This is a genomic window from Pseudomonas sp. microsymbiont 2, assembly GCF_054788395.1.
The window spans coordinates 4,163,770-4,177,563 of sequence record NZ_CM139112.1; the positions used below are offsets into that span (position 1 = coordinate 4,163,770).

At 63.0% G+C, this 13,794-nt stretch carries 12 protein-coding genes and 6 tRNA genes; 6 read left to right on the plus strand and 12 right to left on the minus strand.

The genetic code is table 11. The features are described from left to right. Positions 1-129: 129 nt before the first annotated feature. Positions 130-1,371 (minus strand): glutamine synthetase family protein, encoded by a 1,242-nt coding sequence (locus ACYUME_RS18680; protein ID WP_279882152.1) that lies wholly within the window; start codon positions 1,369-1,371, stop codon positions 130-132. 287 nt (positions 1,372-1,658) lie between these two features. Beyond that, the gene (bkdR, locus tag ACYUME_RS18685; protein WP_186660896.1) at positions 1,659-2,147 is read right to left on the minus strand and encodes a Bkd operon transcriptional regulator BkdR; all 489 of its coding nucleotides are present in this window, start codon (positions 2,145-2,147) and stop codon (positions 1,659-1,661) included. 198 nt (positions 2,148-2,345) lie between these two features. On the opposite strand from bkdR, the gene ACYUME_RS18690 reads away from it, so the two are divergent. The 4 genes from ACYUME_RS18690 to lpdA are packed head-to-tail and all read left to right on the plus strand — an operon-like array spanning position 2,346 to position 7,289. Continuing rightward, positions 2,346-3,578, plus strand: coding sequence for a 3-methyl-2-oxobutanoate dehydrogenase (2-methylpropanoyl-transferring) subunit alpha (locus tag ACYUME_RS18690; protein ID WP_279882125.1), 1,233 nt, complete (start codon positions 2,346-2,348; stop codon positions 3,576-3,578). 1 nt (position 3,579) lies between these two features. Continuing rightward, the gene (locus ACYUME_RS18695) at positions 3,580-4,638 is read left to right on the plus strand and encodes an alpha-ketoacid dehydrogenase subunit beta (protein ID WP_279882127.1); all 1,059 of its coding nucleotides are present in this window, start codon (positions 3,580-3,582) and stop codon (positions 4,636-4,638) included. Continuing rightward, positions 4,639-5,907 (plus strand): dihydrolipoamide acetyltransferase family protein, encoded by a 1,269-nt coding sequence (locus ACYUME_RS18700; RefSeq protein ID WP_460416241.1) that lies wholly within the window; start codon positions 4,639-4,641, stop codon positions 5,905-5,907. 2 nt (positions 5,908-5,909) lie between these two features. After that, positions 5,910-7,289, plus strand: a complete 1,380-nt coding sequence (gene lpdA, locus ACYUME_RS18705) for a dihydrolipoyl dehydrogenase (RefSeq protein ID WP_460416242.1) — start codon at positions 5,910-5,912, stop codon at positions 7,287-7,289. Positions 7,290-7,407: 118 nt separating this feature from the next. Here lpdA and ACYUME_RS18710 read toward each other — a convergent pair whose 3' ends face one another. Further along, a complete protein-coding gene (locus ACYUME_RS18710) occupies positions 7,408-8,406 on the minus strand; it encodes a sensor domain-containing diguanylate cyclase (RefSeq protein ID WP_460416244.1) in 999 nt (332 codons plus the stop codon). A gap of 218 nt (positions 8,407-8,624) precedes the next feature. On the opposite strand from ACYUME_RS18710, the gene ACYUME_RS18715 reads away from it, so the two are divergent. After that, positions 8,625-9,155: a hypothetical protein gene (locus ACYUME_RS18715; protein ID WP_460416246.1), complete on the plus strand. Its 531-nt coding sequence runs from the start codon at positions 8,625-8,627 to the stop codon at positions 9,153-9,155. A gap of 84 nt (positions 9,156-9,239) precedes the next feature. On the opposite strand, the gene ACYUME_RS18720 is transcribed toward ACYUME_RS18715, so the two are convergent. Together ACYUME_RS18720 and phnN are read right to left on the minus strand one after the other, a co-directional pair. Beyond that, positions 9,240-9,316 (minus strand) — tRNA-Arg (locus ACYUME_RS18720). Positions 9,317-9,410: 94 nt separating this feature from the next. Continuing rightward, the gene (gene phnN / locus ACYUME_RS18725; RefSeq protein WP_460416248.1) at positions 9,411-10,013 is read right to left on the minus strand and encodes a phosphonate metabolism protein/1,5-bisphosphokinase (PRPP-forming) PhnN; all 603 of its coding nucleotides are present in this window, start codon (positions 10,011-10,013) and stop codon (positions 9,411-9,413) included. Between the two features lie 346 nt (positions 10,014-10,359). On the opposite strand from phnN, the gene ACYUME_RS18730 reads away from it, so the two are divergent. Then, the gene (locus ACYUME_RS18730) at positions 10,360-10,686 is read left to right on the plus strand and encodes an Arc family DNA-binding protein (RefSeq protein WP_003254499.1); all 327 of its coding nucleotides are present in this window, start codon (positions 10,360-10,362) and stop codon (positions 10,684-10,686) included. 244 nt (positions 10,687-10,930) lie between these two features. Here ACYUME_RS18730 and mgtE read toward each other — a convergent pair whose 3' ends face one another. The 7 genes from mgtE to csrA form a co-directional block, all read right to left on the minus strand. Then, positions 10,931-12,373 carry a magnesium transporter gene (mgtE, locus tag ACYUME_RS18735; RefSeq protein ID WP_279888280.1) on the minus strand — a complete coding sequence of 481 codons (1,443 nt, stop codon included), beginning with the start codon at positions 12,371-12,373 and terminating at the stop codon, positions 10,931-10,933. A gap of 386 nt (positions 12,374-12,759) precedes the next feature. Continuing rightward, positions 12,760-12,836, minus strand: a tRNA-Arg gene (locus ACYUME_RS18740). A gap of 70 nt (positions 12,837-12,906) precedes the next feature. After that, a tRNA-Arg gene (locus ACYUME_RS18745) sits at positions 12,907-12,983 on the minus strand. A gap of 70 nt (positions 12,984-13,053) precedes the next feature. After that, positions 13,054-13,130: transfer RNA gene (locus ACYUME_RS18750), tRNA-Arg, on the minus strand. A gap of 70 nt (positions 13,131-13,200) precedes the next feature. Then, positions 13,201-13,277: transfer RNA gene (locus ACYUME_RS18755), tRNA-Arg, on the minus strand. 48 nt (positions 13,278-13,325) lie between these two features. Then, a tRNA-Ser gene (locus tag ACYUME_RS18760) sits at positions 13,326-13,416 on the minus strand. A gap of 72 nt (positions 13,417-13,488) precedes the next feature. Beyond that, positions 13,489-13,677 (minus strand): carbon storage regulator CsrA, encoded by a 189-nt coding sequence (gene csrA / locus ACYUME_RS18765; RefSeq protein ID WP_003254503.1) that lies wholly within the window; start codon positions 13,675-13,677, stop codon positions 13,489-13,491. Between the last annotated feature and the right edge of the window lie 117 nt (positions 13,678-13,794).

Below are 13,794 nucleotides of genomic sequence, written 5' to 3' on the forward strand. Positions count from 1 at the left end.
CGTCCCGTCAAGCTCCTTCATTCGCTGGCGTTGGGCTGCAGGCAAGCATAAGAGCAAAACGGCCCCGACGCAGGCCCCTTGCAGCGAAAGTCAGCACAAGGGGCGCATCCAGTAGCGGTCGTGTCGCGCTCAGGCCTGCGCCGCCAGCACGCGCCGCTCCCACGGCGTTATTTCATCGAAGAAATCGCTGAGCTCGAGGGTCTTGCTGGCGATGTAGCCTTCGATGAACTCCTGGCCGAACAGTTCCCGTGCCAGCGCGCTGCGCTTGAGCCGCTCCAGCGCGGCATGCAGGGTGCAGGGCAGGCTCAGGTGCTCCGGCACTTCGAACTCGCCCTGGATGGCGGGCGCCGGCACCAGCTGCTGCTCGATACCGTGCAGGCCGGCGGCAAGGCTGGCGGCGATGGCCAGGTAAGGGTTGGCATCGGCCCCCGGCAGGCGGTTCTCCACCCGCCGCGCAACAGCTGAGCTGGCGGGAATGCGCAAGCCCGCGGCACGGTTGTCCTCGGACCAGCAGGCATTGTTCGGCGACGCATAGGGGTGGCACAGGCGCTGGTAGGAATTGACGTTGGGCGCGAACAGCACGGTGAAGTCGGCCAGGCAGGCCTGCAGACCGCCAATGAAATGGTGGAAGGTGTCGGTCGCCCGGCCCTGCTCGTCGCTGAACACGTTGCGCCCGCTGGCGATCTCCACCAGGCTCTGGTGGATGTGCATCGAGCTGCCGGGTGTATGCGCCAGCGGCTTGGCCATGCACACCACGGTCAGGCCATGACGCAGCGCCACTTCCTTGAGCAGGTGCTTGAACAGGAACGTCTGGTCGGCCAGCAGCAACGGATCGCCGTGCAGCAGGTTGATCTCGAACTGACTGACGCCCATCTCGTGCATGAAGGTATCGCGGGGCAACCCCAGCGCGGCCATGCACCGGTAGACCTCGTTGAAGAACGGGCGCAAGCCGTTGTTGGAGCTGACGCTGAACGCCGAATGGCCCATTTCCCGGCGACCATCCTTGCCCAATGGCGGCTGGAACGGCTGGCCAGGATCGGTATTGGGCGCGAAGACGAAGAACTCCAGTTCGGTCGCCACCACCGGCGCCAGGCCGCGCTTGGCATAGCGAGCGATCACCGCCTTGAGCTGGCCGCGGCTGGACAATCCCGAAGGCGCGCCGTCCAGTTCCACCGCATCGCAGATAGCCAGGGCGCGGGGCTCGTCGCTCCAGGGCAGGCGATGGATCTGGGTGGGCTCGGCCACCAGCGCCAGGTCGCCATCGTCACTGCCGTAGAATTTCGCTGGCGGGTAGCCACCCATGATGCATTGCAGCAGTACGCCACGTGCCATCTGCAAGCGGCGGCCTTCGAGGAAGCCCTCGGCGGTCATTACCTTGCCGCGCGCAACGCCGTTGAGGTCGGGGGTGACGCACTCGATTTCATCGATGCCCTTCAGGTGTTCAGCCTGGGTATGCGGGCCTGCGGTCGTCATGACACTGTCCTTCTTGTTGTTTTCGCCTGCCGGGAATGGCAACGAGCACAACATAGGCCGGGGGTGTTTAAAATATCAAGCACCCCAGGGGCAGTGGCGCCCTCTTCGCGGGTAAACCCGCGCCGACCTCGAGCCATGCACCGTACCTGTGGGAGCGGGTTCACCCGCGAAAGGGCCAGCCCAGGCTACTGCTCGCGCAAGGTCATGCCATTGGCCGGCAACGGCAGCGCGGTCTTGTAGCGCACCTGCTTGAGGGCAAAGCTGGAGCGAATGTTCGCCACCCCAGGCAAGCGGGTCAGGTAATCGAGAAACCGCTCCAGCGCCTGGATGCTGGGCAGCAGCACCCGCAGCAGGTAATCCGGATCTCCCGTCATCAGGTAGCACTCCATCACCTCGGGCCGCTCGGCGATCTCTTCCTCGAAACGGTGCAGCGATTGCTCCACCTGCTTCTCGAGGCTGACGTGGATGAACACATTGACGTCCAGCCCCAGCGCCTCCGGCGACAACAGCGTCACCTGCTGGCGAATCACGCCCATCTCCTCCATCGCCTTGACCCGGTTGAAGCAGGGCGTGGGCGACAGGTTGACCGAGCGCGCCAGCTCCGCGTTGGTGATCCGGGCGTTTTCCTGCAGGCTGTTGAGAATGCCGATATCCGTACGATCCAGTTTGCGCATGAGACAAATTCACCTGGCTTTTGTGTTTATGCGGAATGTTTATCTGCGCCGCGCTGCAAAGGCAATGAACATGAGAGAAAAATTCTCCTGGCGTCCCCCTATGATGTAAAAGACGCTGACTTGCCAGTCACGAGCCGGCACTCAGCGGCGGCCGCTTCAAAGCTCACAAAAACAACATTCGAGCGAGCGTAAAAAGCAATGAACGAGTACGCCCCCCTGCGTCTGCATGTGCCCGAGCCTACAGGCCGGCCAGGCTGCCAGACCGATTTCTCCTACCTGCGCCTGAACGACGCAGGTCAAGTTCGTAAACCGCCCATCGACGTGGAGCCTGCCGACACGGCAGACCTTTCCTACAGCCTGGTCCGCGTGCTCAACGAGCATGGCGACGCCGTTGGCCCGTGGGCCGCGGACGTCGACCCGCAAGTGCTGCGCCAGGGCATGCGCGCCATGCTCAAGACGCGCATCTTCGACAGCCGCATGGTAGTCGCCCAGCGCCAGAAGAAGATGTCCTTCTACATGCAGAGCCTGGGCGAGGAAGCCATCGGCAGCGGCCAGGCCCTGGCCCTGAACCGCAGCGACATGTGTTTCCCCACCTACCGCCAGCAGAGCATCCTGATGGCCCGCGACGTGTCCCTGGTGGACATGATCTGCCAGCTGCTGTCCAACACCCGTGATCCGCTCAAGGGCCGTCAGCTGCCGATCATGTATTCGGTGCGCGAGGCCGGCTTCTTCACCATCAGCGGCAACCTGGCCACCCAGTTCGTCCAGGCGGTCGGCTGGGCCATGGCCTCGGCGATCAAGGGCGATACCAAGATCGCCTCGGCCTGGATCGGCGACGGCGCCACCGCCGAGTCCGACTTCCACACCGCCCTGACCTTCGCCCACGTCTACCGCGCCCCGGTGATCCTCAACGTGGTCAACAACCAGTGGGCGATCTCGACCTTCCAGGCCATCGCCGGTGGCGAGTCGACCACCTTCGCCGGCCGTGGCGTGGGTTGCGGCATCGCCTCGCTGCGGGTCGACGGCAACGACTTCATCGCCGTCTACGCCGCCTCGCGCTGGGCCGCCGAACGTGCCCGCCGTGGCCTGGGGCCGACGCTGATCGAATGGGTCACCTACCGTGCCGGCCCGCACTCGACCTCGGACGATCCATCCAAGTACCGCCCGGCCGACGACTGGAGCCACTTCCCGCTGGGCGACCCGATCACGCGCCTCAAGCAGCACCTGGTCAAGATCGGTCACTGGTCCGAGGAGGAGCACCAGGCAGTCACCGCCGAGCTCGAGGCCGAGGTCATCAAGGCGCAGAAGGACGCCGAGCAGTTCGGCACCCTGAGCAATGGCCATATCCCCAGCGCCGCCTCGATGTTCGAGGACGTGTACAAGGAAATGCCCGACCACCTGCGCCGCCAGCGCCAGGAACTGGGGGTCTGAGATGAACGATCACAACAACAGCATCCATCTGGAAAACGCCATGTCCACCACCACCATGACCATGATCCAGGCCCTGCGCTCGGCCATGGATGTCATGCTCGAGCGCGATGACAATGTCGTGGTCTATGGCCAGGACGTGGGCTACTTCGGCGGCGTGTTCCGCTGCACCGAAGGCCTGCAGACCAAGTACGGCAAGTCCCGCGTGTTCGACGCGCCGATCTCCGAAAGCGGCATCGTCGGCACCGCCGTGGGCATGGGCGCCTATGGCCTGCGCCCGGTGGTCGAGATCCAGTTCGCCGACTACTTCTACCCCGCCTCCGACCAGATCGTCTCGGAGATGGCCCGTCTGCGCTATCGCTCGGCCGGCGAGTTCATCTCGCCGCTGACCCTGCGCATGCCCTGCGGCGGCGGCATCTACGGCGGCCAGACCCACAGCCAGAGCCCGGAGGCGATGTTCACCCAGGTCTGCGGTCTGCGCACCGTGATGCCGTCGAACCCCTATGACGCCAAAGGCCTGCTGATCGCCTCGATCGAATGCGACGACCCGGTGATCTTCCTCGAGCCCAAGCGCCTGTACAACGGCCCCTTCGATGGCCATCACGACCGCCCCGTGACCCCGTGGGCCAAGCATCCGCACAGCGCCGTGCCGGATGGCTACTACACCGTGCCGCTGGACAAGGCGGCCATCGTCCGCCCGGGCAACGACGTCACCGTGCTGACCTACGGCACGACCGTGTATGTCTCGCAAGTGGCCGCCGAGGAAACCGGCGTCGACGCCGAGGTCATCGACCTGCGCAGCCTGTGGCCGCTGGACCTGGAGACCATCGTCGAGTCGGTGAAGAAGACCGGTCGCTGCGTGGTCGTGCACGAAGCCACCCGCACCTGCGGTTTTGGCGCCGAACTGGTGTCGCTGGTCCAGGAGCACTGCTTCCATCACCTCGAAGCGCCGATCGAGCGCGTCACCGGCTGGGACACCCCCTACCCTCACGCACAGGAATGGGCCTACTTCCCTGGTCCTTCGCGGGTAGGCGCGGCACTGAAACGGGTCATGGAGGTCTGAATGGGCACGCACGTCATCAAGATGCCGGACATCGGCGAAGGCATCGCGCAGGTCGAGTTGGTGGAGTGGTTCGTCAAGGTCGGCGACATGATCGCCGAGGACCAGGTGGTGGCCGATGTCATGACCGACAAGGCCACCGTGGAAATCCCTTCGCCGGTCAGCGGCAAGGTGCTGGCCCTGGGCGGCCAGCCAGGTGAGGTAATGGCGGTCGGCAGCGAACTGATCCGCATCGAAGTCGAAGGCAGCGGCAACCATGTCGATACGCCCCAGGCCAAGCCGGTGGAGCCTGCGCCCGCGCCGGTGAAAGCCGAAACCAAGCCTGAACCGCGCATCGAGGCGCAGCCTCAGGCAGCCGCCAGCCACGCCGCGGCGCCGATCGTGCCACGCGAGGCCCATGAAAAACCACTGGCCTCCCCCGCCGTGCGCAAGCGCGCCCTGGATGCCGGTATCGAACTGCGTTACGTGCATGGCAGCGGCCCGGCCGGGCGCATCCTCCATGAGGATCTCGACGCGTTCATCAGCAAGCCGCAGCGCAGCGCCGGCCAGGCACCGAGCGGCTACGGCAAGCGCACCGACAGCGAGCAGGTGCCGGTGATCGGCCTGCGCCGCAAGATCGCCCAGCGCATGCAGGACGCCAAGCGGCGCGTGGCCCATTTCAGCTATGTCGAGGAAATCGACGTCACCGCGCTCGAGGCACTGCGTCAGCAGCTCAACGCCAAGTACGGCGACAGCCGCGGCAAGCTCACCCTGCTGCCGTTCCTGGTGCGCGCCATGGTCGTCGCCCTGCGCGACTTCCCGCAGATCAACGCCACCTACGACGACGAAGCCCAGGTCATCACCCGCCATGGCGCGGTGCATGTCGGCATCGCCACCCAGGGTGACAATGGCCTGATGGTGCCGGTGCTGCGCCATGCCGAGGCCGGCAGCCTGTGGAGCAACGCCGCCGAGATCGCCCGGGTCGCCAACGCTGCCCGCAGCAACAAGGCCAGCCGCGAGGAGCTGTCCGGCTCGACCATCACCCTGACCAGCCTCGGCGCCCTGGGCGGCATCGTCAGCACTCCGGTGGTCAACACCCCGGAAGTAGCGATCGTCGGCGTCAACCGCATGGTCGAGCGGCCGATGGTGATCGACGGCCAGATCGTCGTGCGCAAGATGATGAACCTGTCCAGCTCGTTCGACCATCGCGTGGTCGACGGCATGGACGCCGCCCTGTTCATCCAGGCCATGCGCGGCCTGCTGGAACAACCCGCCTGCCTGTTCGTGGAGTGATCATGCAACCGATTATCGACACCACCCTGCTGATCATCGGTGGCGGCCCCGGCGGCTACGTGGCCGCCATCCGCGCCGGACAACTGGGCATCCCCACCGTGCTGATCGAGGGCCAGGCCCTGGGCGGCACCTGCCTGAACATCGGCTGCATCCCCTCGAAGGCGCTGATCCATGTGGCCGAGCAGTTCCACCAGACCAGCCGCTACACCGAGCCGTCCGCGCTGGGCATCAGCGTGTCCTCGCCGCGCCTGGACATCGGCCGCAGCATCGAATGGAAGGATGGCATCGTCGACCGCCTCACCAGCGGCGTCGCCGCGCTGCTGAAGAAGCATGGTGTCAAGGTGATCCATGGCTGGGCGAAGGTCCTCGATGGCAAGAGCGTCGAGGTCGACGGTCAGCGCATCCAGTGCGAGCACCTGCTGCTGGCCACCGGTTCGAGCAGCGTCGAATTGCCGATGCTGCCCATCGGCGGGCCGATCATCTCGTCCACCGAGGCCCTGGCGCCCAAGGCCTTGCCGCAGCACCTGGTGGTGGTCGGCGGTGGCTACATCGGCCTGGAGCTGGGTATCGCCTACCGCAAGCTCGGCGCCAAGGTCAGCGTGGTGGAAGCGCGCGAGCGCATCCTGCCGACCTACGACGCCGAGCTGACCGCGCCGGTGGCCGACTCGATCAAGAAGCTGGGCATCGAGCTGTACCTGGGCCACAGCGTCGAAGGCTACGCCGACGGTTGCCTGCTGGCACGCGACGGCCAGGGCGGACAATTGCGCCTGGAGGCCGACCAGGTGCTGGTGGCCGTGGGTCGGCGCCCACGCACCCAGGGCTTCGGCCTGGAAAGCCTGGACCTGAAAATGAACGGCGCCGCCATCGCCATCGATGAGCGCTGCCAGACCAGCATGCGCAACGTCTGGGCCATCGGCGACGTAGCGGGAGAACCGATGCTGGCGCACCGGGCCATGGCCCAGGGCGAGATGGTCGCCGAGATCATCGCCGGCAAGGCACGACGTTTCGAACCCAGCGCGATTGCCGCGGTGTGCTTCACCGACCCGGAAGTGGTGGTGGTCGGCAAGACCCCGGAACAGGCCAACCAGCAGGGTGTGGACTGCCTCGTTGCGCAGTTCCCGTTCGCCGCCAACGGTCGGGCCATGAGCCTTGAGTCGAAAAGCGGCTTCGTGCGTGTGGTGGCCCGCCGCGACAATCACCTGATCCTTGGCTGGCAGGCCGTGGGCGTGGCGGTGTCCGAGCTGTCCACCGCCTTTGCCCAGTCACTGGAGATGGGCGCCCGCCTGGAAGACGTCGCCGGTACCATCCATGCCCATCCAACCCTTGGCGAAGCAGTCCAGGAAGCGGCATTACGCGCGCTGGGCCATGCCCTGCACATCTAGCGAAAGACACTGAAGCGGCAATAGCCGATTTGGCCCGCTGCGCCTCTGGCGCCGCGGGCATTTTTTTCAGCCCAGGCTTGCCGTCGACCGGCACTCTCCCAGCCCTCTCGAGCCGCGCCTACTCGGCGATGGCATTCTTGCCCCGAGCCTTGGCCCGGTACAGCGCCTGGTCGGCGCGCTCCAGCAACCCGGCGGCGTCATCCCCCTCCTGCCACTGCACCACGCCATAGCTCATGGTCAACCGGCACGTGCCAATCGAGCCAAGGGCCTCCATCGCCGTACGAATGGCCTGGGCCATCGCGCAGGCCTGCTCGTGAGCACTGTGCGGCAGGACCACCGCGAACTCGTCGCCCCCCCACCGCGCCAGCAAGTCCTGGGGCCGCAGGCAGGTACGGATACGCTCGGTCACTTCGATCAACGCCGCGTCGCCGCGCGCATGGCCATGCAGATCGTTGATCGGCTTGAAATCGTCCAGGTCCATGGCGATCAACGCCAGGGGCTCGCGAAAGCGCCGGGCACGTTCGCACTCCTGCTGCAGGGTCTTTTCCAGCCGGTAACGGTTGCCGGTACGCGTGAGCGCGTCGCGCTCGGCCAGCTCGCGGTTCTCGTCCAACTGTCGCTGCAGTTGCTGATTGACCCAGGAAAGCTCGCGGGTGCGTTCGGCCACTTGGCACTCCAGCGACTCGTTGCGCTGCTCGAGCTCGGCGATCAGGCGCTTGCCTGCGTCGATATTGCGGTGGGCGCCCAGCATGCGCGCCACCGAGCCATCCGGATTGCGGGCGATGATATGGCCACTGTCTTCGATCCACAGGTAGCTGCCGTCCTGGCAGCGGCAGCGGTACTCGATGCGATAGCGCTCGTTGCGCTGATCGATGTAGGCCTCGAAGTGCGCCATTACGCGGGGGTAGTCCTCGGGATGGATCACACTCTCCCAGGTCAGCACCGAATTGGCCATGGAGTGACTGGCATAGCCCAGCATCGCGTACCAGCCGGGGTTGCGGTAGACGTAACCGCTGTTGGCATCCCAGTCCCAGATGCCATCGCTGATCAGATCGAACAAGGTCTGCAGTTGCGCTGTGGAAAAACCGGGTGGTACCGGCATTGCTTCGTGACTCATGGACGCTCTCCCTTACATCCGGCAACTGCGCCCCGATCCCGGTGCCGCCGGCATTTATGACGGTTGCCGCTGACGGCAAACCCATTCCTCCGACAGGCAAGCATATTCCGCGCGCGGCGTGGCAGGAATAGCCCCGATGGCCTATTTCAAGCCGATAGTTTCTCTGGCACAGCTTTTGCCCCTTGCGTCGCACAGCTGCATTCATCCAAGGAGGAACCATGCTCATCACCACCGGTCTGGCCTGGCCGGCCATGCAACAGCAGAACCGTACCGGCAACGACCAGCCTCAAACCCAGGCCGCGACCTTTCAGCCGGTCACCGCCAGCCACAAGCCAGACGCTCGGCAGGCCAACCAGCAGGGCTCCTCGCAGCAAGGCACCGAAGGCGACCACAAGGAAGCCTTCGCCAAGTTGATGCTCATGCTGCAGAACCCGGATGCCCATGCACGCCGGCAGACCAGCGTCGGCGAACAGGGGGCATCCTCCGCACTGCAGGAGTTCCGTGACTACATGGCCAAGTCCCCGGCAGAGAAGATCAAGGAGAAGCTCCTCCAGGAACTGGGCCTGACCCAGGACGAATACGACGCGCTGCCACCGGAACGAAAAATGAAGGTCGATGAACTGATCGCCAGGCGCATTCAGGAGGATGTGCAGATGAAGACCCAGGCCAGGCTGGAACAGCAGGCGCAGGCAGACGGGAAAATCGCAGGCATGCGGGACGACGACAAGCCGAAGGCCACCGCGCTTTGATCGATGCACCCCGCCGCTCAGGCGGTGGGCAGCATCCACTGCATACGGGAACCTGGGTCGGGATGGGAAATGCCAGGACGATGATGGCGTCCCAGGCAGGATTTGAACCTGCAACCTTCCCCTTAGGAGGGGGATGCTCTATCCAATTGAGCTACTGAGACCCGAGAACCGACAGCGAATGCCGTGCGGTACAGACGGCGAGCATGTTAACCAGCATGCCGACGTTTGTCATGCCTCAATCGGGCAATTTGCACGTCAGATTTTTTCCACCGGTGCAGCGATCACCCCCTGCTCGCCCAACAGTGCCAGCAATGCCTCGACCGCATCGGTCAACGAGCCTGAGTTATCCAGCACGTGAACGGAGGCGTCATAGGCTCGCAGACTTGCATTGCGTGCCAGACGCTGCTCGATTTCGTCCTGGTTTTCCCGGCCTCGGGCCGACAATCGCTGGCGCAACGCCTGCGGATCGACGACCAGCCCCACGGCCAGCAAGTCGGGATAACGCGCACGCGCCTGCGCCAGGTATCCCCGCGAACCATTGACCAGTACCGAACGCCCCCGCGCCAACCAATGCTCGATGCCCACGGGAATGCCATAGCACAGGCCGTTGGCCTGCCAATCCAGGGCGAACGCTCCCGAGCGACGCAGCTCATCGAAGCGCTCCTGGCTGACGCCATGAGCCGACTCGCCTTTCGACTCGGGCGAACGGGTGATCACCCGGCGAGCGATTTCGACCCCATGACCTCGCAATTGCTCACGCGCGGCGTCGATCACGGAATCTTTTCCCGACCCAGACGGTCCTACGAGGAATATCAGGCGGCCTCTTGAGGCCGGCCCAACGCTTGCGTCATATTGCATAGCCACTATGCTCAATGTGTGGGAAACCAGCGCATTCTAGACTTTTCCCTGGCCTTTTTCGCCTTTTACCAGCTTTTTGACGACAAAGGTCTGACACCGATGTGATTCGATGAATGTGAAACTTTTCAAACCAGTGCTCATTTCTGATAATTGGTACTGGCATAAAGCCTTTATCGAGATCACTATTTGTCACAGAATTGACGCCAAGGAAACGGCGACCATGAGGCAAGATGAAGAACCAAAATCACATCACGGTTGAACATTTTGTCGTCGCCGCGGTCGTACTTCCACCGTGCGGCCAATTTGAGAACCGCTTCCCCTGAACCAGAACAACCGGTCAATTTATATGCGCCCAATGAAACAGGCTATCTATTCGAGCCGCACCGCTGACAAGTTTGTCGTCCGCCTGCCAGACGGGATGCGTGAGCGCATTGCCGAGGTAGCGCGCAACCACCACCGCAGCATGAACTCCGAAATCATCGCCCGTCTGGAACAGAGCCTTATCCAGGAAGGTGCGCTGGGCGACGAGCTGAGCATGCGCCTGGACAGCCCAGAACTCAGCCTCCACGAACGCGAACTGCTGCAACGCTTCCGCCAACTGTCCCACCGCCAGCAGAATGCCCTGGTCGCCCTCATCGCCCACGATGTGGAAATGGCCGCCGACGCGTCCTGATCCAGGCAAGCGACAACCAACCGCACACAAAAAAGCCAGCGCAAGCTGGCTTTTTTGCATCTGGTGATTGCGGGGGTTGCAGCGGGGTCACGCACGCCCCTGTAGGAGCGGCCTTGTGTCGCGAAAGGGCCGCAAAGCGGCCCCGGCGATCTTTGTATCAACGCTGAAATCCTGGGGCCGCTACGCGACCCTTTCGCGACACAAGGCCGCTCCTACAGGGGTTGCGCATGGCCTGAACCCACGCCTATAGCAGAAAGAGCGTAGCCAGGCCGAGGAAGATGAAGAAGCCGCCACTGTCGGTGACCGCGGTGATCATCACGCTGGAGCCCATGGCCGGATCGCGCCCCAGACGCGTCAAAGTCATCGGGATCAGCACCCCCATCAAGGCGGCGAGCAGCAAGTTCAAGGTCATCGCCGCCGTCATCACCAGGCCCAGCGACCAGCTGCCATAGAGCCAGAACGCCACGACACCGATCACGCCCCCCCAGATCAGGCCATTGAGCAGCGACACCGCCAACTCCTTGCGCATCAACCGGCTGGTGTTGCCGGGCGAAACCTGGTCGAGCGCCATGGCGCGCACGATCATGGTAATGGTCTGGTTACCCGAGTTGCCGCCGATGCCCGCCACGATCGGCATCAATGCCGCCAGCGCCACGAGTTTCTCGATGGAGCCTTCGAACAGGCCGATCACCCGCGATGCCACGAACGCGGTGATCAGGTTGATGGCCAGCCAGGCCCAACGGTTGCGCAGCGAACGCCAGACCGAGGCGAAGATGTCTTCCTCTTCGCGCAGACCGGCCATGTTGAGCACTTCGCTTTCGCTCTCTTCACGAATAAGGTCGACCATTTCGTCGATGGTCAGACGGCCAATCAAGCGCTCGCTCTTGTCCACCACCGGCGCGGAAACCAGGTCGTAGCGCTCGAATGCCAGCGCGGCGTCGTAGGCATCTTCCTCGGGATGAAACGTCACCGGGTCATTGGCCATGACCTCCGCGACCTTCTTGTCCGGGTCGTTGACCAGCAGCCGCTTGATCGGCAGCACGCCCTTGAGAATCCCGTCGTAATCGACCACGAACAGCTTGTCGGTATGCCCGGGCAACTCCTTGAGGCGGCGCAGGTAGCGCAACACCACTTCGAGGCTGACGTCTTCACGGATGGTGACCATCTCGAAGTCCATCAGCGCACCGACTTGCTCTTCGTCGTAGCTCAGGGCCGAACGCACGCGCTCGCGCTGCTGGGCATCGAGGCTTTCCATGAGCTCATGAACGACGTCGCGCGGCAGCTCCGGCGCGAGGTCGGCGAGCTCGTCGGCATCCATCTCCTTGGCGGCCGCCAGCAGCTCGTGATCGTCCATGTCGGCGATCAGGGTCTGGCGCACGGCATCGGAGACTTCGAGCAGAATGTCGCCGTCGCGATCCGAGCGCACCAGCTGCCAGACCGTCAGGCGGTCGTCCAGTGGCAGTGCTTCGAGGATATAGGCAATGTCGGCGGGGTGCAGGTCGTCAAGCTTGCGCTGCAGCTCGACAAGGTTCTGGCGGTGGACAAGATTTTCCACCAGGTCATGGTGATGACCTTCCTGACGATGCGTCAGGTCTTCGACCACCCTCTGGCGCTGCAGCAGCTCGATCACCTGAGCAAGGCGATCCTGCAGGCTCTCTTGGGCTTTCTTTACTTCTATTTCGGTCATAGGCGAACTCCACTCCCAGCAGCGGAGCACGCCGGGAGAATCAATCGGTCAGATCTGGCTGTATGAAGCGTGTTAGCGAGTAACTACTGGGTAAGTCCATGGTGGGATTCCACAAGCCCCGGCGGGGCTGACGGGCGCAATCATACACTGAGTTAGCTGTCGGATCGCTTAAATTTTTGGCCAGAACAATCGTTTGCGCGATAAAGCTATGACAACGCTCGAAGCCGACAGTGCGACGACACAACCACTTCGAAAAGCACATTGCATACGCCCCTGACCACTCGATCGATTTGAGTCTAGCCGGCGCCAATCGACAAATCAGTCAGGCGGGACCAATAAAAATCAGGAAAAAAAAAGCCCGCTTATATAAGCGGGCTTTTCTTGTGTGGCGGACTCAGGAGGATTCGAACCTCCGACCGCTCGGTTCGTAGCCGAGTACTCTATCCAGCTGAGCTATGAGTCCGTGGGGTAGTTTTAGACCAGGTTACCACTGGTTGATCGAAGCAGCCTTGTAGGCAAAGCCACTTCAAAAGTGGCGGACTCAGGAGGATTCGAACCTCCGACCGCTCGGTTCGTAGCCGAGTACTCTATCCAGCTGAGCTATGAGTCCGTGGGGTAGTTTTAGACCAGGTTACCACTGGTTGATCGAAGCAGCCTTGCAGGCAAAGCCACTTCAGAAGTGGCGGACTCAGGAGGATTCGAACCTCCGACCGCTCGGTTCGTAGCCGAGTACTCTATCCAGCTGAGCTATGAGTCCGTGGGGTAGTTTTAGACCAGGTTACCACTGGTTGATTGAAGCAGCCTTGCAGGCAAAGCCACTTCAAAAGTGGCGGACTCAGGAGGATTCGAACCTCCGACCGCTCGGTTCGTAGCCGAGTACTCTATCCAGCTGAGCTATGAGTCCGTGTCTTGCTGTGCCATTCAGATCGCACGAAGCGCTCTAGGCAAATAATGGCGGTGAAGGGGGGATTCGAACCCCCGATACCCTTATGAGGTATACTCCCTTAGCAGGGGAGCGCCTTCGGCCACTCGGCCACCTCACCGCAACACGAGGCGAATATTAAACACACCCTTCCTCGTTTGCAACCCTTTTTTTGAAAAAAACTTCAAAAAAATTAAAGGCTTGGCTCCTCGTCCTTCTCTTTCTTGATCCGCAGGTAGATTTCCTCGCGGTGAACAGCCACTTCCTTCGGCGCGCTCACGCCTATACGCACCTGGTTGCCTTTGACACCCAGGACCGTCACGGTGATCTCACCGTCACCAATGATCAGGCTCTCGGCGCACCGACGAGTCAGAATCAGCATAGTTTTCTCCTCACATGAATCTTCAGGGACAACAGTCTTTGATAAGCAGGGCCTGGCCGGGGACGACGGCATTGGCCCGGATCGACCACCACGGCTGCCTGGACAGGGACAGCCGCG